This window comes from Streptococcus sp. 53 (assembly GCF_013276565.1).
GTDB lineage: Bacteria > Bacillota > Bacilli > Lactobacillales > Streptococcaceae > Streptococcus.
The window spans coordinates 57707-80613 of record NZ_VMLG01000014.1 but is presented as its reverse complement, the minus strand read 5'-3'; the positions used below and the strand labels follow the sequence as shown (position 1 = coordinate 80613).

Sequence of the window (22907 nt, the reverse complement as noted above, 5' to 3'; positions counted from 1 at the left end):
GGATACAAGGCCAGATAATTACAGTAGAGGAAGTGCGCTCTATATCTCATTTAAAGACGATAATCAAAGACAAGTATTCAAAAGTAATGTCACTAGAAACGATTCACTATACTTTTATTTTAAATAGTCAGGAGAACATTAAACATGGAATTTGTATTAGTAAATAAATTTTTTAGAGTTGGCAAGACGGAAGTCTCTATTCAATGCGACAAGCCGTTAACTTTTTTCACTCGTGAACTAGAGGGTGACCGCTTGGGTGATACGGATGAAATGCTCATTGAAGCAGTCAAAGAGATTCTACGAACTGAACTTGACCCAACTAGTGCTATCATTAAGAACCAAGAACAATTGGCTAAAACGACGGAAGCGCTGGAGAAAGCCAATCAGCTTATGGATGGCATGCAGAAGGTCAATCTCCAGAATGCTCAGGATATTGAGGATATCTTAGCGCGATTGGAAGAGCTGGAAGCTCAAGGAGAGCCTGACCAGGGGGAGAAAGAGGAGGCAGGAGAGAACGACTCTCAGGCTACAGACACAGAAAACCAAGCTGATGAACCAGCACCAGTTCAACCAACTACTGAACAACCGGTAGCAGAAGCGTCTACACAACCAACCCCAGCGGTAGAAGATACAAAAGAAAGCGAGAAAGAAGATGACATTTCTGAAACGACAAACCAAGAGAGCCCTAGTGAAGACGATGGAGGTAGCAGCGATGAGTAAGATTACACTAGACCAAGCAAAAATTGACATGTACATCAATCTACTGGAACGTGGAACAGTTGACTTTTCATGGGTACATAAACGCTGGAAAGACCGTGTGCGCAAGGAATTGAAGCGTCGTGGTTTGAGCCATCTGGCAAACTAGCGAGGTGCTTATGGATGTCTTACAACAAACAGAACATTTCTTTATGAATGTGCTACCATCGGCTTCACCGATTATCATCGCTTGGCTTAGCTACAAATTGCCGAAAAAAGCCAAAGAAGAGACGGAGAGAATCGTCTCGGAGCTAACCAATGTCAAGAAACAGATTGAAGATGTCCAGACTACCGCTAAAGATAGCAATTCAAAAATTGATGAAGTTCAAGAGAAGTTGAAAATACACGATGAGGCGCATCTAAATACCATGAAGTTGCGCCTTGGCCGTGATATGCGACAGGCTATTAACAGAGGATATACCTCCCGAGAAGAATTTTCCCTAGTAGAAAGTATGCACAAAAGCTATAAAACTCTAGGAGGCAATGGCTACATAGACCGTTTATTCAGCGATTTTGAAAAATTGGATATCAAAGAAGGCATCTTAATAGATGATTAGAAAGGGGCGCAGAATGGGTTGTAACAACCACAAAGTTAATACAACCAATTTGGCTCGAATTGATGGAGGTGACCTTATTAAACAAGGGGATTTGTCTTCTACTTTTGGGTTTGAATTGTTAGACGAGAATTACCGTGTTATGACCTTGTTTGAGGGTCAAGATGCGGTTGTTACTCTAACAAAGGGACCACGTAGGTGGAAGACAACCGCTCCCGTCACTAGCCATTCTGTCAATTTTAATTTAGATAGTATTCTACCAAGTGGAAAATATCGAGTGGAAATCTCGGTCGGAGGGTATATCTTCCCAAGCGACAGAGATACTTATATTGAAATTGAAGACTCAGATAAAGAATTGGTTACGGAAGATGTCTACACTTTGAAGGAGTTAGACATCGAAAAAGAAGTAAAAAAACAGCTTGCAGAAAAAACAGTAACAGATGGTGGAGTATGTCCGGAATTTCCAGACCTACTCTTTTTTTACAACTTAGGAAAGGTATAGAAAAAATGGACACAACAAAATTAACGGCATTCGCACAAGCAGTCGGAGCAGATATCAAGGAAGTGAAGCAAAGCGTCAGCACTAAAGTAGAAACTTCAGCAATGACGCAAGCTATCTCTCAGGCAGTCACTCAAGCTAAAACGGAAGTTAAGGCTGAAATCTTGGGTGAAGGTACCCCTGAGAATTTGGATACGCTCAAAGAAATCGCAGAAAAAATCACAAGTATGGGACAAGATGAAAATAGCGCACTTCTTGGCAAAGTAACTGAAGTCAGCGGACGTGTAGACCAGATTGCCAATGTTGACTTGGTAGCGACTTACAACGCAGCGAAAGCGTGAGTGCTATGAGTAACCTTGAAAATCTAGCAACAGCTATTGGTAGGGATGTCAAGGCAATCAAAGAAGATTCAGAGCTAAAGGATAGGGAGATTAAGGAAAGACTGGACTCTCTTGAGAGTAGACCGAGAGTCAATCCAGAAACCCTCGTTACAAAAGCGGAGCTGGAAGAGAAAGGCTACTTGACCTCCCACCAAGACTTGTCTACTTATGCCCAAAAATGGGAGTTGTACAATGATATCCCGATCAAGGCTAGGATTTCCGCCTTGGAAAATCGCCCGTCATTTGACAATCTGACCTCCAGCCAGAGAGAAAGCTTAAAAGGGGATAATGGGCATAGTTTAAATGCCAGCGTTCGTATTGAGGGTTCTTATAAGAATGGCTCTACTAGCCAATTGAATCTGTTTGCGGATGTATTCTACGATGGCGAAGCAGTCACGAGTGGCTATACTCTTGATTATTACTACCGTGGTTTTGGGAATAATAGCTGGGGTGTTTTGAGAAATCAAACGCCGGATGCAAATGGTAAATTTGGTCAGTGGAATGCTACTCAGCGCTCTGGTGGCTGGTTCGAAGTCCGCATTGAAGTGAATTATAGAGGTTTAAAAGCCTCTGCTTTCACTCGCTTGGATAATATCAACGATGGCGAACGAGGCGCAACGGGGGCACCTGGTCAGAACATTGTCAATCAGAACGGCTCGCAGGCACTCAACTATTGGGCAGGTACGCAAGAGCAGTACGATGCTCTTCCAACCAAAGACCCTAACACGATTTACGATATTTTTAAGTAGGTGAAGCTATGAAAGATAGAGTAAGAATCATGTTAGGAAGTAGAGAGATTGTCAAGCGTTATATTGGTGATAGGTTGGTGTGGGAGGGTTTGAAAAGTGTTACCATAAAAGATGTGACTCTCTCTTTTTTTAAAAATTATAGTCTTTTTGTATATAAAAAGACTATAAAAACAACTCTTGAAAACAAGAAAATAACAAAAGTAAGAATAGGTGCTAGCGAATTCCCGTTAATCACGACAGATTCGCCGTATATCTCTGATAATTCATACACTTTTCATCTAAGTAGCGAAACAATTGAAAACTTCAAACGCGTAGGAGTCACAACGGGGTATATTAGCCTTGATATCACATTCTACTATGAATAAGAAAGGAAAAACACATGACACAATTTAATGAACTCATCGTTGCCTTTGCGACAGGTTTTTTAGCAGTAGCAGTAGGCGGTATTGTAAAAGCAGTAAAAGACTACCTTTTGCGTAAAGGCGGAGAAAAAGCGGTTATTATCGCTGAAATCCTAGCCAAGAACGCAGTTCATGCCGTGGAGCAGGTAGCTACTGAAACTGGCTACAAGGGAGATGAAAAGCTGGCACAGGCTCGCGCTAAAATTAGTGCAGAGCTGACCAAATATAACATCAGCATGACGAACAAAGACTTGGATACCTTTGTAGAGTCAGCAGTGAAGCAGATGAATGACGCTTGGAGGGAGTAAATATGTCTAAAAAACAGGAAATGATTCAATTCTTCATCGACAAGGCTAACGCAGGCGATGGAGTAGATAATGATGGAGCTTATGGCTTCCAGTGTGCCGATGTGCCTTGTTATGGGTTGCGTAATTGGTATGGTGTGACTCTTTGGGGTAACGCTTATGACTTACTTGAGTCAGCACGTTCACAAGGCCTAAAAGTAGTGTATGACGCTGACTATCCAAAGGCAGGTTGGTTTTTCGTAAAATCGTACGTAGCTAGCGACGGTGTCAATTACGGCCATACAGGGCTTGTCTATGAGGACTCAGACGGATATACCATCAAGACGATTGAGCAGAACATAGATGGAAACTGGGACTACCTCGAAGTAGGTGGCCCTTGTCGCTACAATGAGCGTTCTGTCGATGAAATCGTTGGGTATATCGTGCCGCCTGAAGAAGTCGAAATCGGCTGGCAACAAAACCAGTACGGCTGGTGGTGGGTTCGTGAAGACGGCTCTTATCCAACTGACAAGTGGGAGAAAATCAATGATGTTTGGTACTATTTCGACGAAAAAGGATTCATGAAACGTAGTACCTGGTTGAACTACAAGGACGCTTGGTACTGGTTCACGGATTCAGGATCTATGGCCACTGGCTGGGCTCGTATCAATAATGCTTGGTATTACTTCGATGAAGAAGGTAAGATGGTCACTGGTTGGATTAAGCATAAAATGACTTGGTACTACCTAGACGGTAAAGAAGGCGCTATGGTATCAAATGCCTTTATCCAATCAGCAGATAAAAAAGGTTGGTACTACCTCAAGGCAGATGGAACACTGGCAGATAAGCCAGAATTCACAGTAGAGCCAGAAGGTTTGATTACAGTTAAATAAATAGAAAGGAAACTTTCTAAAATGTTCTTTCACCGCAGGCTCAAGCTTGCGGTTTTTTTGTTTGCTCTGAAATTGACTTGTTGACATCAACAAATAGCTTTATAAAGCGCTTGGTTGCCAATTTTGTTGACCTTAACAAAATTAGAGCTTGTATTTCTATTTTGCAAAAATGCTTATTTTTTAACTTTAGAAACAGAAATCTAAATCCTATTGTTCAAGAAAAGAGGGGCAAAAAAGGGGCATAAGGTGTAAACTTTTGTATTTTTACGGTAAAAAATATATGTAGTTTATGACGTACAAACCCTTATTTTACAAGGGTTTGTACTTATGTAGCTTTATACAAAAACTCTAAAATAGAATACTATAGTCTAATACTCTTCGAAAATCTCTTCAAATCACGTCAGCGTCGCCTTACCGTATATGTGTGATTGACTTCGTCAGTTTTATCTACAACCTCAAAACAGTGTTTTGAGCAGCCTGAGGCTAGCTTCCTAGTTTGCTTTTTGATTTTCATTGAGTCTAATATCTACAATGTAAAAAACTCTAGCTATCAGTTCATTGATAGTTAGAGTTTTTTCTATTCATATGATTTAAGGAGATTAAATAAGGCTTCTACTTCTGATGACGGTGTAGCTGATTTAAGGTAGGCGTAATAAACTGTAAAAGTTATCTTATCCTTCGGTATAAGAGGGATTTTTATTAAATCATCATCTTCATCAGAAAGTGCGATATCAGCCAGTAAACTAAGGCCAATCCCTTTCTTTAAAAGTTCTTTAAGGATGGCAATGTCATCAGTCTTAAAGAATATTTCTGCCTTGTTTTGATACTTTTGATTAAGCGTTTCAAAAGCTTTCAGGTGAACAAAGTATTCGTCTAAGAGTATAAAGGATTGATCTGCTAATTCTTCAAAAGCGAGGGAAGGAGCAGTAGCAAAAGGATGGTTCTTAGATAAAACGACATACAGTTCTTTATGAAATAGCTCGTGTGACTCTATTGAAGGATAGTTGAGAGGTTCAATCAAACCGAGTAGGCTTGCATTAAGGTCTCCCTTAAGGAGAAGGTTTAATAACTCTACGGAGCCACCGCGGATAGGGCGTATCTTTTTTAAAAAATCGAATTTATCTTTTTCGTTTAAGGCAGCAAAGAGATATTGAATGATAATAGGAGGGAATCCTACAGTAGAGTATTGTGCCAAGGAGCGATTAATTTCTTTGCGAGTAGAAATGACCTCAGGTAAAATCAGTTCTGTATGCTTTAGAAGGATTTGTCCTTGAGGAGTTAGCTTGAAGGAACGATGCGAGGGGTCATGGTGAATCAATTTGCAGTTAAAGGATTCTTCTAAGCGCTTGATAGCATAAGAAATAGATGGTTGGCTGACTTTATGTTGTTTTGCTACTTCCGTATAGGATTGAAGCTGACAGAGGTCATAAAAATATTGTAGATCTTTTAAATTCATATGGGCTCACTTTCATTAGTTGGAGAAGGAAAATAAGTGGAAAACAGCAGATAAATAATTTTTATCCGTATCCTACAATTTGACTATACGAGTATTCACCAGTTAAAATGTAAGTGAGTCAGGGATTTCAAAGATTATCTAAGATACTCTCAAAAATGACCAGCATCTTTTCTCGTTTATCAATAGGGAGTTGTTTAATCTTCATGTTGATTCTTTTGAGTGAAAGATTGTCACTCTTATCAGAGGTTGATTCAAGGCTATCAAAATTGAAAAATTCCTCTGGGGTCATTTCTAGGGCGTCAATCACTTTTTCAAGACTGTGAATGGTCAGATTCACATTTTGGTTTTCAAGTTGATTGATATACTTAAGCCCGAGTCCTGCTTGTTCCGAAAGTTCTTCCTGGCTCATTTTATTCTGTGTTCGAAAATATTTCACTTTTTGGGAAATATATTGTTGTAAATAGTTTTTAGTTGTCATATAAATAGAATACAAGTTTTATATGACAAAAAACACCTTAAAAAATACAAAGTATTACATAACATACCTAGATGATATTTATTTTAATTAGGATTGTCAATTTGTATGATTGGTTTATTTTACTCGAAACTTTTAGTAAAGAGAGATCATTGAGAGTTTGATGAGTTCAGAAATTTATAACATATGCGTATACAATTGTATTATTTAAACAACAACGTTTTACGAACAATTCGTTTCATGTGGTATAATATAAGTAAAAAGGAGCTTGCACTATGACTGCACATGATATTTTAAACAATCCTTTCCTCAATAAAGGTACTGCCTTTACCTTAGAGGAGCGAAAGGAACTAGGCCTTATTGGTTTACTGCCACCGTATGTTCAAACGATTGAAGAACAAGCGGCGCAAACTTATGCACAAATGCAAACAAAAGCCAATGATTTGGAAAAACGTCTTTTCCTAATGGAAATTTTTAATACCAACAGGACTCTTTTCTATTACCTCTTTTCTCAACATTTGGAAGAATTCAATCCAATTGTATATGATCCAACCATTGCAGATACGATTGAAGGCTATAGTGATCTTTTTGTAGATCCCCAATATGCGGGATATCTTGATATTAATCATCCTGAAAATATTGAAGCTACTTTGAAAAACGCTGCCGGGGGTCGCGAGATTCGTCTCATTGTTGTAACAGATGCAGAAGGAATCCTTGGAATTGGCGACTGGGGAACAAATGGTGTCGATATTTCTGTTGGGAAATTGATGGTCTATACGGGTGCTGCTGGAATCGATCCTTCGATGGTCCTTCCTTTAGTCATTGATGCTGGGACTAACCGTGAAGAACTTCGTAACAATCCTAATTACTTAGGAAATCGTCACAAACGGGTCCGCGGAGATCGTTACTACGACTTCATTGACCAATTTGTTCAAACAGCAGAACGTCTCTTTCCTAAACTCTACCTTCACTGGGAAGACTTCGGCCGCTTGAATGCTGCCAATATTCTTGAAAAATACCGGAAACAAATTCCGACCTTTAATGATGATATTCAAGGTACAGGAATCGTTACCTTGGGTGGTATCTTCGGTTCGCTGGATATTAGTGGTGAAAAATTAACAGATCAAGTTTATCTCTGCTATGGTGGTGGTACTGCGGGTGCAGGAATTGCCTCTCGTGTTCTTCGTGAAATGGTAAGTGAAGGTCTTTCTGAAGAAGAAGCCTATAAACGTTTCTTTATGGTTGATAAACAAGGTCTTCTCTTTGATGACATGGATGACTTGACACCAGAGCAAAAACCATTTGCTAAGAAACGTGCTGACTTTAGTAACGCAGATAAGTTGACTGACCTGCTTGAAGTAGTGAAGACTGTGAAGTCAACCATTCTTGTAGGAACTTCAACTCAGCCTAATACCTTCACTAAAGAAATAGTAGAAGCTATGTGTGAAAACACAGAACGTCCAATGATCTTCCCTTTGTCAAACCCAACTAAATTGGCAGAAGCTAGTGCCAAAGATTTGATTGAATGGTCAGATGGCAAAGCTTTTGTCGCAACAGGAATTCCTGCTGATACGGTTTCTTATAAAGGTGTAGACTATGTGATTGGTCAAGCAAATAATGCCCTGATTTACCCAGGTCTTGGTCTAGGTATGCTGGCTTCTGAAGCAAGTCTTTTGACTGATGAAATGATTGGAGCAGCGGCGCATTCATTGAGTGGTATTGTCAATCCAGGCCAACCAGGAGCTCCTGTCTTGCCACCATTCAAGTATGTAGCAGATGTTTCTATTAAAGTAGCAGAAGCAGTCGCTAAAAAAGCACAAGAGCAAGGACTTGCACGCGCTAAGGAAACAGATATGGGCAAAGCAGTTCGTGATTTGAAGTGGTATCCAGAGTATAAATAATTCATTTCTGCTGCTATCCTTCTATAGTGGCAGATTTGTATGGGCTGTGGACTTAAGTAATTTAGAAAGGATACCTATGTCACTCTTTTTAACCTCGATTACGAGTATCATTCCGATTATTGCTATTATTGTTTTGGGGTATATTCTTCAGGTGAGGGGATGGTTTGGAGATAGTTTTGGATCCAATCTATCTCGTTTGATCATGAATGTAGCCTTGCCAGCGTCAATCTTTGTGTCGGTGATGAAATACCTAACGCTAGATAAACTAATCAGTCTTTCTGGAGGACTCTTTTATACTTTTGTAGCATTTAAATTGGGATATATAGTAGCTTATATTGCAGTTAGGCTTTTCAAGGTTCGTCCAGGACGGCGAGGAACCATGATTAATACCTTTGTGAATGCCAATACTATTTTTATCGGTTTACCATTAAACGTTGCTCTTTTTGGTAATCAGGCTCTTCCATATTTCTTAATTTACTATATCACCAACACGATTTCTACCTGGACATTAGGCGTGTATGTGATGACGAGCGATAGTAAATCGGGTCAAAGCAAGAAGAAAACTAAATTTGACTGGAAGAAATTGCTTCCAGCTCCGCTTGTAGGTTTTCTTGTCGCTCTACTATTTTTGATTCTCCGAATCTCCATTCCAGATTTCGCAACAAATACCTTAACTTATGTTGGAAATATCGTCACTCCCTTATCTCTGATTTATATTGGTATCGTTCTTGCAAAGGCAGGCTTGAATACTATTACTTTTGATAAAGATACAATTGTCACTTTAGTTGGACGCTTTATCCTAGCTCCTCTGATTATGTTTCTTGTATTGAAGTTCTCTGCACCAGATATGGCGACAGTAGAATTTAAGACCTTTATGATTCAGTCCGCTACACCAGCTCTAGCTGTTCTCCCAATCCTTGCTAATCAGGGAAAAGGAGATGTGGAATTCTCTACGAACGTGGTGACTCTAAGTACGGTTCTATTTATCGTTGTTATTCCAATATTACAAACTTTATTAGGATAAGAGGAAGAGCTTGTGAGAACAATTTTGAATTGCGTGAAAAAATGGCAGACACTCATCAAGATTACCTTATTTTTATCTATTGTTAGTCTCGTTATTGTAGAGATAATCAGACTTTTTAAGACAATTTCGGTTGATAAGATTGGAGCAATCTTGGGGGAACTCTCTCCAATAAAAGTCATTAGTTTAGCTTTGCTCGGTTCTATGGCTGTTGCGCCAATGATGCTCTATGATAGAATCCTAAATAAAGAACTTAATCAGAAACAAAAATTATCTTACTTACTAGAAACAAGTTGGACTATAAATAGCTTGAATAATATGATTGGCTTTGCCGGTTTGGTGGATGTTGGTTTACGCTATTCTTTCTATGGAGATGAAGAACGCTCTGAAAAAAGTATGCAAGGAATTTCTCGTGTCATCCCTTATTTTATGAGTGGTTTCTCACTGTTTGCACTGATAAGTTTAATTTTCACAATTATATTTCCTATTTCAATGGGGATTAAACAATATTGGCCAGCTCTTTTGGGAGCTTGTCTCTATCTTCCAATTATTTTATTTGTTTCAAATAGAAAAAAATGGGTCTATTTTGGTCAATTGAGTGGAAGGACAATTTTATCTTTAGTGTTAACTTCTGCCCTTGATTGGGCTAGTGTATTAAGTTTTTTCCTTTTGGTTGGGTATGTTTTAGGCTACAATTTACCAATTTATGATGTAATCCCCCTCTTTATGATTGCTATTACAATTGGGATTATATCGATGATTCCTGGTAGCCTAGGTAGTTTCGATTTAATTATGGTATCTGGTTTAGTTGGCCTTGGTATTGATAAAGATCAGGCGCTAAGTTGGTTACTAGTATTTCGTTTATTCTATTATATTCTTCCTTTCTGTTTAGGAGTTGTTTTATTCTTAAAAAATATGGGTGGCCGACTTAATGAGAAATATTTGGGAATTCCCCAAAAGGTTATTGGATCACTATCAACTATAGTATTGGTTTGGGGGTTGCGACTGTTTGCTTTCTTCCTCGTGGTGTCAGCTATAGTTCCTCAAGAATTAGGCCATCTTCCTTTGTTTAAAGAACTTTCACCTAGCACTGGACAGTTTGTTTTTCAACTTCCTAGTGTCATTCTCGGCGTTCACTTCTTCCTTCTTGCAAGACTAGTGAAACGACGTTTAAAATTTACATTACCATTCGCTACTGTACTAGGTCTAGTAAGCCTTGTTTATTTGAATATTGGTAGTCTTTCATTCGCAAGTAGTTTTTTTCTAATCATTATTTTGTCTATCATATGGTGGATTAGAAATACATTTGTTCGCAGTCATTATATTTATGCTTGGGAAGATTGTTGTAAGGATATATCGTATATTGGTGGAAGTTTCTTCTTGACCCTTGTTTTGTTAGGACATTTGAACCCTCATCATGTATTTGAAGTTAAACATCTTCCTCATTTGATTACACACTGGATTCATCTTTCTAGCTCGTCTCTGATATTGGTGATTTCGTATGTTTTGGTACTCCGTGAGAGCAATCAAACCAAAGAGAATTTTGGGGAAGTTTTCGATAAGCAACGTTATCAAGACTTTATTGCAACAATACCAAATATAAATTTAGATGCTACCCTGGCTTATTTAGATGACAAATACCTTTATTGGTACCAAGAGGATGGTCAAGACAAGGTTGTTTTCCAATTTGCAATTGAAAATAATAAATGTGTCGTTATGTCGGATCCACTGGCACAGTCAGGATACTTAGAAAAAGGCTTATCGAAGTTTTTAGAGGATGCGGAGGACACAAATGTCTCTGTTATTTTCTACGAAATTAATCAAGAAACCACCCTATTACTTCATGAATATGGGTACGACTTTATGAAATTTGGGGAGACTGCTCAGGTATTACTCGATAGATTTACAACCGAAGGAAAACAAGGAAAGAAATTTAGAACAGTTGTTAATCGATTAGAAAGCAAGGGGTATCAATTCCAAGTATTACAACCACCTTTTGATAAGAAGTTACTTAACACCCTTAAAGAAATATCGGATAATTGGCTAGATGGTCGCCAAGAAAAAGGGTTTTCACTTGGATTTTTTGATGAGAAGTACATTCAATTAGCACCAATAGCTCTTGTAAGGGATAAGGAAGATAAGGTTCAGGCTTTTGTTACCTTTTTAGCTTGTAATGGTCCTGAAGAAGCTAGCATCGATTTGATGCGCTACCACTTAAGGACAGCACCCAATGGTATTATGGATTATCTCTTTGTGAAATTATTACTTCATTTTAAAGAAGAAGGAGTTCGTTTATTTGAATTAGGCATGGCGCCGTTGTCAAATGTAGGAACTGAGAAACATAGCTTTCTACAAGAAAAAGTAGCCTATCTCATCTATGCCTTCACTAATCGATTCTATTCATTTAGTGGTCTTAGACAGTATAAACAAAAGTTTAATCCTATCTGGACACCTAGATATGTTGCCTATCCTCGGGATACTTGGCTTATTTTGGATATGTTAGCAATCTACAGAGTTGATAACCGAAAAGTAAAGAGATTGTCGTATTGACTATTGGTTTTAAACAGTATAAAATAACTGTCGATTTTTTGTCCGACTGCCAAGAGTTAGTTTAATACTATACTAAAATCAAAACGAATTATATAATAGTGATATGAAATCAACCAAAGAAGAAATACAAGCCATCAAAACACTTTTAAAAGACTCTAGTACAGATAAATATCATAAACGTCTTCAAATCGTTCTATTTTGTCTAATGGGCAAATCTTTGAAATTATCCTAAAAGAATTGAAAGCATCCTGAAAGAATTTTCGAAAAATTTTAAAAAATTCTGAAATATTCTTGACAGGTGATGAAAAAGGTGGTAAGATAGGAAACATCAAAAAAGAAAGCAGAAAAAGAAATGAATAAAAGACAAGCTGTAACAATGAATCAAAACTTTTACTTTAGCTACTTTAGATAGTGTTTGTAGACATGTCACCATGGATGCAAACAGTTCAAGCAATTTGTTTGTATCTATGTGGCTAAGATTTTTGATTGTGGTCCATATAGATGAATATCTAAATGGACTAGCAAAGTTATAACTTGTTAGATTTTTTCAAGCATCCGTTTAGGTATTATCTAGGCGGTTTTTTGTTTTATACTCTTCGAAAATCTCTTCAAACCACGTCAACGTCGCCTTGCCGTACTCAAGTACAGCCTGCGGCTAGTTTCCTAGTTTGCTCTTTGATTTTCATTGAGTATTATCTTTTCTGAGAAGGAGTTTCATTATGAAAGTTGTTCGAAAATTGCTAGCACCCCTCTTGGTAGTGGGGATCCTCTTAACCTCTCTGATCAGTTTGCATCAGTTGAAGGCAGATAAGAAAAAAGATGTATTTCGTATCGGTATTTCACAATTTATTACCCACCAGTCTCTAGACGCTACTAGAGAAGGTTTTGTGGATGAGCTGGGCAAGCAAGGTTATATTGAAGGGAAAAATATCGAGATTGATTTGCAAAATGCACAGGGAGAACAAAGAAATCTAAAAACGATTTCCCAGCAACTAGCAGAATCTAGTGATGTCGTTCTAGCTATCGCAACGCCTTCTGCTCAGAGCTTGGCTAATACAACACAAACGACACCGGTTATCTTTTCAGCGGTAACAGATCCTGTCAGTGCCAAGTTGGTTGAGTCAAGAGAACATCCTGGGGGCAATGTAACTGGGACAAGCGATCAGTCATCAGATGCCATTTCAACCCAAATCAATTTGATAAAGAAAGTGTTGCCAAAAGCTAAAACGATTGGAATCCTCTATACTCAGAGCGAGCCAAACTCAGTTGTCCAAAAGGATGAAGCTAAGCGCCTTCTGGAAGAAAAAGGCTTTACCGTTGTTGAAAAAACAGTCTTGGACAGTAACAACGTCAAGGCGGCTGCAGAAAGCTTGATGGCAGAGGTGGATATGGTTTTTGTCCCAACGGATAATATCATTTCATCAACCATGGAAACAGTCAAGCAGGTTTCTATTAAACACAAGGTTCCAGTATTTGGTGGTTCAACAGAAATGATTGCTGTTGGTGGCTTGTATAACTACGGAACCAATTATGAAGAATTGGGAAGACAGACAGCACGCATGTTGATTCGTGTTTTAAAAGGTGAGAAGCCAGAAAATATAGCAGTTGAGTTGCCTGAAAAACTGGAATTGCATACTAATCAAGAAATGGCAGATGCACTAGGAATTGATATTAGCAAGTTAGAAAGCAAGGAATAAGGAGGTTTAAGATGAATTTTGTATTATCTAGTTTATCAGAAGGTTTGTTGTGGTCGATTATGGCGATTGGGGTCTACTTGACTTTCCGTATTTTGGATATTGCAGATATGACTGCTGAGGGAGCCTTTCCTCTGGGGGCAGCTGTCGTTGTATCACAGATACAGGCAGGGACAAATCCTTGGATTGCGACCTTACTTGCTTTGCTGGCAGGTATGGTAGCAGGTCTTGTATCAGGAATGCTCCATACCAAGATGAAAATCCCAGCTCTCTTGACAGGTATTGTGACCTTGACAGGGCTTTATTCAATCAATATTAAAATCATGGGAAGTGTGCCCAATCTTTCCTTGGGAGATTCTGCAACCGTCTTTAAACAGTTGGCGAGCTTGGGACTGACAAATGAAGAAGCTGTTTTCTCATTCAGTTTGGCCTGTCTCTTACTTGTTTGTCTAGTCTTGACTCTTTTGATGAAAACAGAGATTGGCTTGGTTTTGCGTTCGACTGGGGACAATATTCCGATGAGTGAGGCAAATGGGGTCAATGTAGACACCATGAAGATTGTTGGTTACATGATTTCAAACGGTTTGATTGCCTTGTGTGGTTCCTTGTTCGCCCAAAATGATGGATTTTCAGATGTGACTTCTGGGACAGGAACCATTGTTGTTGGTTTGAGTGCAGTGATTATTGCGGAAGTCTTGATACACGATTTAACCATTGGAAGCCGCTTGTTATCCATCGGAATCGGTGCTATTGTTTACCGTTTGATTATTTTAAATATCTATGAAATTCCAAATTTAGATCAAAATCTAGTTCGTCTCTTTAATGCAATCTTACTCGCTTTAGTTTTATTTGCACCAGAATTGCAAAAGAGATTAAAGATTCGTGGTCTGAAATTGAGAAATGAATAGGGGGAGAAAGTTATGGCAAGTTTGTTAACACTTGAAAATATTCACAAAACATTTGAAGCAGGGACGGTCAATGAAAACCATGTCCTCAAAGGATTAGATTTAGGGGTTGAAGAGGGAGATTTTATCTCTGTGATTGGTGGAAATGGAGCAGGGAAATCCACTTTGATGAATATCTTGGCTGGCAATCTATCGGTTGACGAAGGGGACCTTTTGTTGGAAGGAAAATCCATTAAAAATCTGAGTGTACGAAAGAGAGCTAAGGATATTGCCCGTGTTTTTCAAGATCCGAAGATGGGGACAGCTTCTCGTTTGACGATTGAGGAGAATATGGCTATTGCCTTGAGACGTGGACAAAAAAGAGGGCTTGGTTGGGGCGTGAAGGAGAAGGATAGAATCCAGTTCCAAGAAGCCTTGAAAGAGCTGAATATTGGCCTTGAAAACCGCTTGAAAGTGGATACTCAATATCTCTCAGGAGGGCAAAGACAGGCCTTGACCCTAGTCATGGCAGCTCTGGTGAAACCCAAACTTTTGCTTTTGGATGAACATACTGCGGCACTTGACCCGAAAACTAGTCAAATGGTGATGGATTTGACGCAAAAGATTGTGGAACACCATCAGTTGACGACTTTGATGATTACCCACGATATGAACCATGCGATTGAGTACGGAAATCGTCTCATTATGCTCTATCAAGGCAAGATAGTGGTGGATGTAAAAGGAGAAGAGAAAAAGCATCTGACGGTTGAAGATCTCATGCATCTCTTCCAGAAAAATAGTGGACAAAGTCTAGTCAGTGATGAATTGGTTTTGGGATAAAGAAAAAGGCTGAGATCTAGTGTCTCAGTCTTTTATTAGTACAAATGGATAGGCAGAAATATGAAATTGATACTCTTCTAAAATCTCCTCAAACCGTGTCAGCTCTATCTGCAACCTCAAAGCGGTGCTTTGAGCAACCTGTGGCTAGCTTCCTAGCTTGCTCTTTGATTTTCATTGAGTATAAACTCAGTAAGGAGCTCTCTTTTGCAGAAAAGCAGGGTTCTTTTTGCTGTCTATTCCCTCCCTGAAAGCGTAAAACAAACTAGTCAGGGTGGCTAGTTTATGGTATAATGAAAGAGACTCAAAAAGAAACAGGAGAAATATGATGGATTTACTTTTAGCAATTGTATTGATTGTGCTAGCTTTTCTAGGAGGAGCTCTTGGAGGAATGTACTTGGTTCGTAAGCAAATCGAAAAAGAATTTGCTGACAACCCACGTTTGAATGCTGAAGCAGTTCGTACTCTTTTGAGTGCAAATGGTCAAAAACCAAGCGAAGCTAAGGTACAACAAGTTTACCACCAAATCATCCGCCAACAAAAGGCAGCCCTTGCTAACAATAAAAAGAAAAAATAAATAAGGAAAAGTCTGGGATGAAAGTTCCAGACTTCTCACTATGTTGACTATGGTTTAGGGATGAGACTTTTTCCTTGCATTCTATTGATATTTGATTATGATTAAGAGAGATAGTTGTTGATTAGGCTGTCATTATTCAGTTCATAAGGATCAATAATCATAATGAACTATCAATCAGAAAAAAGACTAGAAAGAAGACTGTATGGATAATCGACCAATTGGTTTTTTGGATTCGGGTGTCGGGGGCTTGACCGTTGTGCGCGAGCTCATGCGCCAACTTCCCCATGAAGAAATCGTCTATATTGGAGATTCGGCACGGGCGCCCTATGGTCCCCGTCCTGCTGAGCAAATTCGTGAATATACTTGGCAGTTGATCAACTTTCTCTTGACCAAGGATGTCAAAATGATTGTCATTGCTTGTAATACTGCAACTGCGGTCGTCTGGGAAGAAATCAAGGCTCAACTAGATATTCCCGTCCTAGGTGTGATTTTGCCAGGAGCTTCGGCAGCTATCAAGTCCAGTCAAGGTGGGAAAATCGGAGTGATTGGAACACCCATGACGGTACAATCAGACATCTACCGTCAGAAAATCCATGATTTGGATCCGGACTTACAGGTGGAGAGTTTGGCCTGTCCCAAGTTTGCTCCCTTGGTGGAGTCTGGTGCCCTGTCAACCAGTGTCACCAAGAAAGTGGTCTATGAAACCCTGCGTCCCTTGGTTGGAAAGGTGGATAGCCTGATTTTGGGTTGTACCCATTATCCACTGCTCAAACCTATTATTCAAAATGTCATGGGACCCAAGGTTCAGCTCATTGATAGTGGGGCAGAGTGCGTACGGGACATCTCAGTCTTACTCAATTATTTTGAAATCAATCGTGGTCGCGATGCTGGACCACTCCATCACCGTTTTTACACAACAGCCAGCAGCCAAAGTTTTGCACAAATTGGTGAAGAATGGCTGGAAAAAGAGATTCATGTGGAGCATGTAGAATTATGACAAATAAAATTTATGAATATAAGGATGAACAGGACTGGTATGTCGGGTCCTATGGTATTTTTGGTGGCGTCCGGACGTTGACGGATGATGACTTGGATTTTCCTCTATTGGAGTTTGCCCAAAGATTTCGAGATGAGGATCGAGGTTTTCCTGTTTCTGTTACTATTTTACGCTATGGTTCTCTCTATCGTTTGTTCTCCTTTGTGGTAGATATCCTCAACCAAGAAATGGGACGAAACTTGGAAGTTATTCAACGTCAGGGTGCTCTGCTCTTGGTTGAAAATGGGCAACTCCTGCATGTAGAATTGCCTAAAGAAGGGGTCAATATTCATGATTTCTTTGAGACAAACAAGGTCAGAGAAACCTTATTGATTGCGACTCGAAACGAAGGCAAGACCAAGGAATTTCGAGCTATCTTTGACAAGCTAGGCTACGATGTGGAAAATCTTAATGACTACCCTGACTTACCTGAAGTAGCAGAAACAGGTATGACCTTCGAAGAAAATGCCCGCCTCAAGGCAGAAACCATTTCCAAATTAACGGGCAAGATGGTTCTGGCAGATGATTCTGGACTCAAAGTCGATGTCCTAGGCGGCTTGCCAGGTGTCTGGTCAGCTCGTTTCGCAGGAGTGGGAGCTACTGACCGTGAAAATAATGCTAAACTCTTGCACGAGTTGGCCATGGTCTTTGAACTCAAAGACCGCTCGGCTCAATTCCATACAACCCTAGTCGTAGCCAGCCCAAACAAGGAAAGTTTAGTTGTTGAGGCTGACTGGCCAGGCTACATTAACTTTGAACCTAAGGGTGAAAATGGCTTTGGCTACGATCCCCTTTTCCTAGTGGGAGAGACAGGCAAATCATCAGCTGAGTTAACCCTTGAAGAAAAAAATAGCCAATCTCACCGTGCCTTAGCCGTTAAGAAACTTTTGGAGGTATTTCCATCATGGCAAAGCAAACCATCATTGTAATGAGCGATTCTCATGGCGATAGCTTGATTGTGGAAGAAATCCGTGATCGCTATGTGGGCAAAGTTGATGCCGTTTTTCATAATGGCGATTCTGAACTGCGTCCTGATTCTCCCCTTTGGGAAGGCATCCGTGTTGTTAAAGGGAATATGGATTTCTATGCAGGTTACCCAGAACGTTTGGTGACTGAGCTTGGTTCGACCAAGATTATCCAAACCCATGGTCACTTGTTTGACATTAATTTCAAATTTCAAAAGTTGGACTACTGGGCTCAGGAGGAAGAGGCTGATATCTGCCTTTATGGTCACTTGCATGTGCCAAGCGCTTGGATGGAAGGAAAGACTCTTTTTCTAAATCCAGGTTCTATCAGTCAACCACGTGGGACCATCAGAGAGTGTCTCTATGCTCGTGTGGAGATTGATGACAGTTATTTTAAAGTGGACTTTTTGACACGAGCCCATGAGGTGTATCCGGGCTTGTCCAAGGAGTTTAGCCGATGATTGCCAAGGAGTTTGAGACTTTCTTATTGGGGCAAGAAGAAACTTTTTTGACTCCTGCTAAAAATCTAGCTGTGTTGATTGATACTCACAATGCGGATCATGCGACCCTCTTGCTCAGTCAGATGACCTATACCCGTGTTCCTGTTGTAACAGATGAAAAACAGTTTGTTGGGACGATTGGGCTCAGAGATATTATGGCTTATCAGATGGAGCATGACTTGAGTCAAGAAATCATGGCGGATACGGATATTGTTCATATGACGAGAACGGACGTAGCGGTCGTCTCGCCTGATTTTACCATTACGGAGGTTTTGCACAAGCTGGTAGATGAGTCCTTCTTGCCGGTTGTGGATGCGTCTGGTATTTTCCAAGGGATTATTACGCGCAAGTCTATCCTCAAGGCAGTCAATGCCCTCTTGCATGACTTTAGTAAGGAATATGAGATTCGATGCAAATGAGAGACAGGATTTCAGCCTTTTTAGAAGAAAAGCAGGGCTTATCTGCCAATTCCAAGCAGTCCTATAAGTATGATCTGGAGCAATTTTTAGACGTAGTGGGCGAGCGGATTTCTGAGACTAGTCTCAAGATTTACCAAGCCCAGCTAGCCAATCTAAAAATCAGCGCCCAGAAGCGAAAGATTTCGGCCTGTAACCAATTTCTCTACTTTCTCTATCAAAAAGGAGAAGTGGACAGCTTTTATCGTTTGGAATTAGCCAAACAAGCTGAAAAGAAGACCGAAAAGCCAGAACTGTTAGACCTAGACTCTTTTTGGCAGGAAAGCGACGTTCCAGAGGGGCGTTTACTGGCTCTACTTATCTTGGAAATGGGGCTCTTGCCGAGTGAGATTTTAGCCCTTAAGGTTGCGGACGTCAATCTGGACTTTCAAGTGTTGCGAATCAAGAAGGCTTCCCAACAGAGAATTGTCACCATTCCCACGACCTTGCTGTCAGAGTTGGAACCCTTGATGGGGCAGACCTATCTTTTTGAAAGGGGAGGGAAAGCCTATTCTCGTCAGTGGGCCTTTCGTCAGCTAGAATCCTTTGTCAAGGAGAAAGGTTTCCCAGCCTTATCAGCTCAAGCCTTGCGGGAACAGTTTATTCTAAGACAAATAGAAAACAAGGTCGATTTGTACGAAATTGCAAAAAAATTAGGATTAAAAACAGTCCTGACCTTAGAAAAATATAGATAATGGATATTAAATTAAAAGATTTTGAAGGGCCCCTGGATTTGCTCTTGCACCTGGTTTCTAAGTACCAGATGGATATCTATGATGTGCCCATTACGGAAGTCATCGAACAGTATCTAGCCTATGTCTCAACTCTGCAGGCCATGCGTCTGGAAGTGACGGGTGAGTATATGGTTATGGCCAGTCAGCTCATGTTGATCAAGAGCCGCAAGCTCTTGCCAAAGGTAGCAGAAGTGACAGACTTGGAGGATGACCTAGAGCAGGATCTTCTCTCTCAAATCGAAGAATACCGCAAGTTCAAGCTCTTGGGGGAGCACTTGGAAGCCAAGCACCAAGAACGGGCCCAGCACTATTCCAAAGCGCCGACAGAGTTGATTTACGAAGATGCGGAGCTTGTTCATGACAAGACGACCATTGACCTCTTTTTGGCTTTTTCAAATATCCTAGCCAAGAAAAAAGAGGAGTTTACACAGAATCACACGACTATCCTGCGGGATGAGTATAAGATTGAGGACATGATGGTTATCGTAAAAGAGTCCTTGACTGGACGAGATCAATTGCGCTTGCAGGATTTGTTCAAGGAAGCCCAGAATCTCCAAGAGGTCATTACCCTCTTTTTGGCAACCCTAGAGTTAATCAAAACCCAGGAACTAATCCTCGTGCAAGAGGAAAGTTTCGGAGATATTTATCTCATGGAAAAGAAGGAAGAAAGTCAAGTGGCTCAAAGCTAGACTTGATAGAGAGGAAAGATGAGTACTTTAGCAAAAATAGAAGCGCTCTTGTTTGTAGCAGGTGAAGATGGGATTAGAGTCCGTCAGTTAGCTGAACTCCTCTCTCTGCCACCGACAGGCATCCAACAGAGTTTAGAAAAATTAGCCCAGAAGTATGAAAAGGACCCAGATTCCAGTTTGGCTCTGATTGAGACAGGGGGTGCTTATAGATTGGTGACCAAGCCTCAGTTTTCAGAGATTTTGAAGGAATACTCTAAGGCGCCTATCAACCAGAGTTTATCTCGGGCTGCCCTTGAGACCTTGTCCATCATTGCCTACAAGCAGCCCATCACGAGGATAGAAATTGATGCCATTCGTGGGGTCAACTCGAGTGGGGCCTTGGCAAAGTTGCAGGCCTTTGACTTGATACAAGAAGACGGGAAAAAAGAAGTGTTGGGACGCCCCAACCTCTATGTGACTACGGATTATTTCCTAGATTACATGGGGATAAACCATTTAGAAGAATTACCAGTGATTGATGAGCTTGAAATTCAGGCTCAAGAAAGCCAATTATTTGGTGAAAGGATAGAAGAAGATGAGAATCAATAAGTATATTGCCCACGCAGGTGTGGCCAGTAGGAGAAAAGCAGAAGAGCTGATCAAGCAAGGTTTGGTGACGGTTAACGGCCAAGTGGTACGTGAACTAGCAACCACTATCAAGTCAGGCGACAAGGTCGAAGTTGAAGGCCAGCCTATCTACAACGAAGAAAAGGTCTATTATCTGCTTAATAAACCACGCGGTGTCATTTCCAGTGTGACAGATGACAAGGGCCGCAAGACGGTTGTCGACCTCTTGCCCAACGTGAAGGAGCGCATCTACCCTGTAGGTCGTTTGGACTGGGATACATCAGGAGTCTTGATTTTGACCAATGATGGGGATTTTACGGATGAGATGATTCACCCTCGTAATGAGATTGACAAGGTTTATGTCGCGCGTGTTAAAGGTGTTGCCAATAAGGATAATCTCCGCCCCTTGACCCGTGGACTTGAGATTGATGGCAAGAAAACCAAGCCGGCTGTCTATGAGATTCTCAAAGTGGACCCAGTCAAAAACCGCTCTGTGGTGCAGTTGACTATCCATGAAGGGCGTAACCACCAGGTTAAAAAGATGTTTGAAGCTGTCGGTCTCCAAGTGGACAAGTTGTCACGGACCCGTTTCGGACATCTAGACTTGACAGGACTCCGTCCAGGAGAATCCCGTCGTCTTAATAAAAAAGAAATCAGCCAACTACACACCATGGCTGTAACCAAGAAATAATGAAACGAATTTTAATAGCGCCTGTGCGCCTTTACCAACGGTTTATCTCACCAGCCTTTCCCCCCTCTTGTCGCTTTGATCCTACCTGTTCCAACTACATGATTGAGGCTATTGAAAAACATGGCTTCAAGGGTGTTTTGATGGGCTTGGCTCGGATTTTACGTTGCCATCCTTGGTCGAAAACAGGCAAGGACCCCGTCCCAGACCACTTTTCCCTCAAATGGAATCAAGAAGGGGAATGAGGTTGGGCAAACAGATTTCAAAATGATAAAAACGCATCCTATCAGGTTTGAGTGAGCTTGATAGGATGCGTTTTATCATGTAAAGATGTGATTAAGTGTAAAGTAGCTTATTTCAAGGCTTTTTGTGCATCTTCAATCATGAGTTTGGTTGATTCAAGTCCGCCTCCGCTTAGATACCAGAGGTCTGGTGTTAGTTGGATAATCTTACCATTTTTAGCGGCAGGTGTTTCAGCGATAAGGGCATTTTCTAGGACACCGTCGTTGCTGGAGTTGTCCCCACCGATGGCAAGGGTACGGTTAATGACAAAGAGGATGTCAGGATTGATTTCTTTGACACTTTCAAAGCTGACTTCTTGTCCGTGGCGAGAATCTTCAAATTGAGTATCAGTTGGCTTGAATTTCAAAGTTTGATACAAGAAAGAGAAACGAGATTGGGCACCAAAGGCAGCCATTTTTCCTTCGTTGAGGAGGATGGCAAGGGCTTTTTTGTCAGAACTTTCGTTTTTAGTCGCGACTTCTTGGATGCTCTTGTCTAACTTGGTCAATTCTTCCTTGGCTTTCTGTGTACCAGTTTCGCCGAAGGCGCTTGCTAAGGACTCAATGTTGGTCTTAGTTGAAGTCCAGTAGTCGTCCTTGCTTGCTTGGAAGAGAACAGTCGGAGCGATTTCGTTGAACTTATCTACGAATTTTTGGGTACGTGGTGAAGCGATAATTAGGTCTGGTTCAAGAGCAGCAAGGGCTTCTAGGTCTGGCTCAACCATAGAACCAACATTTTTAACTTTTCCAGCTAGGTCTTTAAGATAAGTCGGAACAGTTTTTGTAGGCATTCCGACGATATTCTTTTCAAAACCTAAAGCGCGAATAGTATCCGCAGCACCGAGGTCAAAGGTCACAATCTTTTCAGGGACTTTTGAAAGTGTGACTACACCTAGTGAACTTTTAATGGTTACCTCTGTTGGAGCAGAGCTACTTGACTCCGTCTTACTAGTGCTTGAGTTTGTACTACATGCACCAAGTAGGAGCAAGAAGCTGGCCGCTAGGGCAGTGAGATAAAATTTAAGGGATGTTTTCATGATTT

General features: G+C 40.6%; 28 protein-coding genes and 1 pseudogene. 26 read left to right on the top strand and 3 right to left on the bottom strand.

The window, feature by feature from the left end; all coding sequences use genetic code 11:
• Nucleotides 1-144: 144 nt before the first annotated feature.
• Genes HT722_RS05740 through HT722_RS10720 form a run of 9 tightly spaced genes read left to right on the top strand, consistent with a single transcriptional unit; the run spans nucleotide 145 to nucleotide 4516 of the window.
• On the top strand, nucleotides 145-720 hold the full coding sequence (locus tag HT722_RS05740; protein ID WP_173278032.1) for a hypothetical protein: 576 nt from the start codon (nucleotides 145-147) through the stop codon (nucleotides 718-720).
• The gene (locus HT722_RS05735; RefSeq protein ID WP_173278030.1) at nucleotides 713-865 is read left to right on the top strand and encodes a hypothetical protein; all 153 of its coding nucleotides are present in this window, start codon (nucleotides 713-715) and stop codon (nucleotides 863-865) included. Before HT722_RS05740 ends, HT722_RS05735 begins: the two co-directional genes overlap by 8 nt.
• Before the next feature lie 10 nt (nucleotides 866-875).
• Nucleotides 876-1313, top strand: a complete 438-nt coding sequence (locus HT722_RS05730) for a hypothetical protein (RefSeq protein ID WP_173278028.1) — start codon at nucleotides 876-878, stop codon at nucleotides 1311-1313.
• Nucleotides 1306-1812, top strand: coding sequence for a hypothetical protein (locus HT722_RS05725; RefSeq protein ID WP_240146930.1), 507 nt, complete (start codon nucleotides 1306-1308; stop codon nucleotides 1810-1812). The genes HT722_RS05730 and HT722_RS05725 overlap by 8 nt, the downstream gene beginning before the upstream one ends.
• A gap of 5 nt (nucleotides 1813-1817) precedes the next feature.
• On the top strand, nucleotides 1818-2150 hold the full coding sequence (locus tag HT722_RS05720) for a hypothetical protein (protein WP_173278026.1): 333 nt from the start codon (nucleotides 1818-1820) through the stop codon (nucleotides 2148-2150).
• A gap of 5 nt (nucleotides 2151-2155) precedes the next feature.
• Nucleotides 2156-2938, top strand: coding sequence for a hypothetical protein (locus HT722_RS05715; RefSeq protein WP_173278024.1), 783 nt, complete (start codon nucleotides 2156-2158; stop codon nucleotides 2936-2938).
• 8 nt (nucleotides 2939-2946) lie between these two features.
• The gene (locus HT722_RS05710) at nucleotides 2947-3303 is read left to right on the top strand and encodes a hypothetical protein (RefSeq protein ID WP_173278022.1); all 357 of its coding nucleotides are present in this window, start codon (nucleotides 2947-2949) and stop codon (nucleotides 3301-3303) included.
• Between the two features lie 14 nt (nucleotides 3304-3317).
• Entirely contained in the window at nucleotides 3318-3647 is a 330-nt protein-coding gene (locus HT722_RS05705) for a phage holin (protein WP_173278019.1), read from the top strand.
• Nucleotides 3648-3649: 2 nt separating this feature from the next.
• Nucleotides 3650-4516 (top strand): CHAP domain-containing protein, encoded by an 867-nt coding sequence (locus HT722_RS10720; RefSeq protein WP_173278017.1) that lies wholly within the window; start codon nucleotides 3650-3652, stop codon nucleotides 4514-4516.
• A 577-nt stretch (nucleotides 4517-5093) separates the two neighbouring features.
• On the opposite strand, the gene HT722_RS05695 is transcribed toward HT722_RS10720, so the two are convergent.
• Together HT722_RS05695 and HT722_RS05690 are read right to left on the bottom strand one after the other, a co-directional pair.
• Entirely contained in the window at nucleotides 5094-5972 is an 879-nt protein-coding gene (locus tag HT722_RS05695) for a LysR family transcriptional regulator (protein ID WP_173278015.1), read from the bottom strand.
• Between the two features lie 127 nt (nucleotides 5973-6099).
• Nucleotides 6100-6450, bottom strand: coding sequence for a helix-turn-helix transcriptional regulator (locus HT722_RS05690; protein WP_000208712.1), 351 nt, complete (start codon nucleotides 6448-6450; stop codon nucleotides 6100-6102).
• A 272-nt stretch (nucleotides 6451-6722) separates the two neighbouring features.
• On the opposite strand from HT722_RS05690, the gene HT722_RS05685 reads away from it, so the two are divergent.
• The 17 genes and pseudogenes from HT722_RS05685 (at nucleotide 6723) to yidD (ending at nucleotide 21829) form a co-directional block, all read left to right on the top strand.
• Nucleotides 6723-8348, top strand: a complete 1626-nt coding sequence (locus HT722_RS05685; RefSeq protein WP_173278013.1) for a malolactic enzyme — start codon at nucleotides 6723-6725, stop codon at nucleotides 8346-8348.
• Between the two features lie 76 nt (nucleotides 8349-8424).
• Nucleotides 8425-9372 carry an AEC family transporter gene (locus HT722_RS05680; RefSeq protein WP_173278011.1) on the top strand — a complete coding sequence of 316 codons (948 nt, stop codon included), beginning with the start codon at nucleotides 8425-8427 and terminating at the stop codon, nucleotides 9370-9372.
• 12 nt (nucleotides 9373-9384) lie between these two features.
• Nucleotides 9385-11919, top strand: coding sequence for a bifunctional lysylphosphatidylglycerol flippase/synthetase MprF (gene mprF, locus HT722_RS05675; protein WP_173278010.1), 2535 nt, complete (start codon nucleotides 9385-9387; stop codon nucleotides 11917-11919).
• A 103-nt stretch (nucleotides 11920-12022) separates the two neighbouring features.
• Nucleotides 12023-12142, top strand: a pseudogene (locus HT722_RS05670) (IS630 family transposase); the annotation flags it as partial.
• Between the two features lie 496 nt (nucleotides 12143-12638).
• The gene (locus tag HT722_RS05665; RefSeq protein ID WP_173278008.1) at nucleotides 12639-13616 is read left to right on the top strand and encodes an ABC transporter substrate-binding protein; all 978 of its coding nucleotides are present in this window, start codon (nucleotides 12639-12641) and stop codon (nucleotides 13614-13616) included.
• Between the two features lie 11 nt (nucleotides 13617-13627).
• Nucleotides 13628-14521: an ABC transporter permease gene (locus HT722_RS05660; RefSeq protein ID WP_173278005.1), complete on the top strand. Its 894-nt coding sequence runs from the start codon at nucleotides 13628-13630 to the stop codon at nucleotides 14519-14521.
• 12 nt (nucleotides 14522-14533) lie between these two features.
• On the top strand, nucleotides 14534-15337 hold the full coding sequence (locus tag HT722_RS05655; RefSeq protein WP_173278003.1) for an ATP-binding cassette domain-containing protein: 804 nt from the start codon (nucleotides 14534-14536) through the stop codon (nucleotides 15335-15337).
• A 325-nt stretch (nucleotides 15338-15662) separates the two neighbouring features.
• On the top strand, nucleotides 15663-15911 hold the full coding sequence (locus tag HT722_RS05650) for a YneF family protein (protein WP_000364990.1): 249 nt from the start codon (nucleotides 15663-15665) through the stop codon (nucleotides 15909-15911).
• 202 nt (nucleotides 15912-16113) lie between these two features.
• Nucleotides 16114-16908 carry a glutamate racemase gene (racE, locus tag HT722_RS05645; RefSeq protein WP_173278001.1) on the top strand — a complete coding sequence of 265 codons (795 nt, stop codon included), beginning with the start codon at nucleotides 16114-16116 and terminating at the stop codon, nucleotides 16906-16908.
• Nucleotides 16905-17876, top strand: coding sequence for a nucleoside-triphosphate diphosphatase (locus HT722_RS05640; protein ID WP_173277999.1), 972 nt, complete (start codon nucleotides 16905-16907; stop codon nucleotides 17874-17876). The genes racE and HT722_RS05640 overlap by 4 nt, the downstream gene beginning before the upstream one ends.
• Complete coding sequence (locus HT722_RS05635; RefSeq protein ID WP_173226064.1) at nucleotides 17852-18373, top strand: metallophosphoesterase; 522 nt, start codon at nucleotides 17852-17854, stop codon at nucleotides 18371-18373. The genes HT722_RS05640 and HT722_RS05635 overlap by 25 nt, the downstream gene beginning before the upstream one ends.
• Nucleotides 18370-18831, top strand: coding sequence for a cyclic-di-AMP-binding protein CbpB (gene cbpB, locus HT722_RS05630; protein ID WP_020903098.1), 462 nt, complete (start codon nucleotides 18370-18372; stop codon nucleotides 18829-18831). Before HT722_RS05635 ends, cbpB begins: the two co-directional genes overlap by 4 nt.
• Nucleotides 18828-19562: a site-specific tyrosine recombinase XerD gene (gene xerD, locus HT722_RS05625; RefSeq protein WP_345789579.1), complete on the top strand. Its 735-nt coding sequence runs from the start codon at nucleotides 18828-18830 to the stop codon at nucleotides 19560-19562. Before cbpB ends, xerD begins: the two co-directional genes overlap by 4 nt.
• A complete protein-coding gene (locus HT722_RS05620) occupies nucleotides 19562-20290 on the top strand; it encodes a segregation/condensation protein A (RefSeq protein WP_125447803.1) in 729 nt (242 codons plus the stop codon). Before xerD ends, HT722_RS05620 begins: the two co-directional genes overlap by 1 nt.
• Before the next feature lie 18 nt (nucleotides 20291-20308).
• Nucleotides 20309-20878 (top strand): SMC-Scp complex subunit ScpB, encoded by a 570-nt coding sequence (gene scpB, locus HT722_RS05615; protein ID WP_173277995.1) that lies wholly within the window; start codon nucleotides 20309-20311, stop codon nucleotides 20876-20878.
• Nucleotides 20865-21587 carry a pseudouridine synthase gene (locus HT722_RS05610; RefSeq protein ID WP_001222228.1) on the top strand — a complete coding sequence of 241 codons (723 nt, stop codon included), beginning with the start codon at nucleotides 20865-20867 and terminating at the stop codon, nucleotides 21585-21587. Before scpB ends, HT722_RS05610 begins: the two co-directional genes overlap by 14 nt.
• A complete protein-coding gene (gene yidD, locus HT722_RS05605) occupies nucleotides 21587-21829 on the top strand; it encodes a membrane protein insertion efficiency factor YidD (protein WP_173277993.1) in 243 nt (80 codons plus the stop codon). Before HT722_RS05610 ends, yidD begins: the two co-directional genes overlap by 1 nt.
• Nucleotides 21830-21936: 107 nt before the next feature.
• Here yidD and HT722_RS05600 read toward each other — a convergent pair whose 3' ends face one another.
• Nucleotides 21937-22902: a siderophore ABC transporter substrate-binding protein gene (locus tag HT722_RS05600; RefSeq protein ID WP_173277991.1), complete on the bottom strand. Its 966-nt coding sequence runs from the start codon at nucleotides 22900-22902 to the stop codon at nucleotides 21937-21939.
• Between the last annotated feature and the right edge of the window lie 5 nt (nucleotides 22903-22907).

Bases quoted from the DNA above. Each gene is read 5' to 3' on its own strand.
- yidD (WP_173277993.1), top strand. From the start codon at position 21,587: ATGAAACGAATTTTAATAGCGCCTGTGCGCCTTTACCAACGGTTTATC.
- HT722_RS05710 (WP_173278022.1), top strand. From the start codon at position 2,947: ATGAAAGATAGAGTAAGAATCATGTTAGGAAGTAGAGAGATTGTCAAG.
- HT722_RS05635 (WP_173226064.1), top strand. From the start codon at position 17,852: ATGGCAAAGCAAACCATCATTGTAATGAGCGATTCTCATGGCGATAGC.
- HT722_RS05725 (WP_240146930.1), top strand. From the start codon at position 1,306: ATGATTAGAAAGGGGCGCAGAATGGGTTGTAACAACCACAAAGTTAAT.
- HT722_RS05715 (WP_173278024.1), top strand. From the start codon at position 2,156: ATGAGTAACCTTGAAAATCTAGCAACAGCTATTGGTAGGGATGTCAAG.
- HT722_RS05665 (WP_173278008.1), top strand. From the start codon at position 12,639: ATGAAAGTTGTTCGAAAATTGCTAGCACCCCTCTTGGTAGTGGGGATC.
- HT722_RS05685 (WP_173278013.1), top strand. From the start codon at position 6,723: ATGACTGCACATGATATTTTAAACAATCCTTTCCTCAATAAAGGTACT.
- HT722_RS10720 (WP_173278017.1), top strand. From the start codon at position 3,650: ATGTCTAAAAAACAGGAAATGATTCAATTCTTCATCGACAAGGCTAAC.
- HT722_RS05735 (WP_173278030.1), top strand. From the start codon at position 713: ATGAGTAAGATTACACTAGACCAAGCAAAAATTGACATGTACATCAAT.
- scpB (WP_173277995.1), top strand. From the start codon at position 20,309: ATGAGTACTTTAGCAAAAATAGAAGCGCTCTTGTTTGTAGCAGGTGAA.
- HT722_RS05695 (WP_173278015.1), bottom strand. From the start codon at position 5,972: ATGAATTTAAAAGATCTACAATATTTTTATGACCTCTGTCAGCTTCAA.
- xerD (WP_345789579.1), top strand. From the start codon at position 18,828: ATGAGAGACAGGATTTCAGCCTTTTTAGAAGAAAAGCAGGGCTTATCT.
- racE (WP_173278001.1), top strand. From the start codon at position 16,114: ATGGATAATCGACCAATTGGTTTTTTGGATTCGGGTGTCGGGGGCTTG.
- HT722_RS05600 (WP_173277991.1), bottom strand. From the start codon at position 22,902: ATGAAAACATCCCTTAAATTTTATCTCACTGCCCTAGCGGCCAGCTTC.
- HT722_RS05655 (WP_173278003.1), top strand. From the start codon at position 14,534: ATGGCAAGTTTGTTAACACTTGAAAATATTCACAAAACATTTGAAGCA.
- HT722_RS05730 (WP_173278028.1), top strand. From the start codon at position 876: ATGGATGTCTTACAACAAACAGAACATTTCTTTATGAATGTGCTACCA.
- HT722_RS05690 (WP_000208712.1), bottom strand. From the start codon at position 6,450: ATGACAACTAAAAACTATTTACAACAATATATTTCCCAAAAAGTGAAA.
- HT722_RS05705 (WP_173278019.1), top strand. From the start codon at position 3,318: ATGACACAATTTAATGAACTCATCGTTGCCTTTGCGACAGGTTTTTTA.
- HT722_RS05650 (WP_000364990.1), top strand. From the start codon at position 15,663: ATGGATTTACTTTTAGCAATTGTATTGATTGTGCTAGCTTTTCTAGGA.
- HT722_RS05610 (WP_001222228.1), top strand. From the start codon at position 20,865: ATGAGAATCAATAAGTATATTGCCCACGCAGGTGTGGCCAGTAGGAGA.
- HT722_RS05640 (WP_173277999.1), top strand. From the start codon at position 16,905: ATGACAAATAAAATTTATGAATATAAGGATGAACAGGACTGGTATGTC.
- cbpB (WP_020903098.1), top strand. From the start codon at position 18,370: ATGATTGCCAAGGAGTTTGAGACTTTCTTATTGGGGCAAGAAGAAACT.
- HT722_RS05740 (WP_173278032.1), top strand. From the start codon at position 145: ATGGAATTTGTATTAGTAAATAAATTTTTTAGAGTTGGCAAGACGGAA.
- HT722_RS05720 (WP_173278026.1), top strand. From the start codon at position 1,818: ATGGACACAACAAAATTAACGGCATTCGCACAAGCAGTCGGAGCAGAT.
- HT722_RS05620 (WP_125447803.1), top strand. From the start codon at position 19,562: ATGGATATTAAATTAAAAGATTTTGAAGGGCCCCTGGATTTGCTCTTG.
- HT722_RS05680 (WP_173278011.1), top strand. From the start codon at position 8,425: ATGTCACTCTTTTTAACCTCGATTACGAGTATCATTCCGATTATTGCT.
- HT722_RS05660 (WP_173278005.1), top strand. From the start codon at position 13,628: ATGAATTTTGTATTATCTAGTTTATCAGAAGGTTTGTTGTGGTCGATT.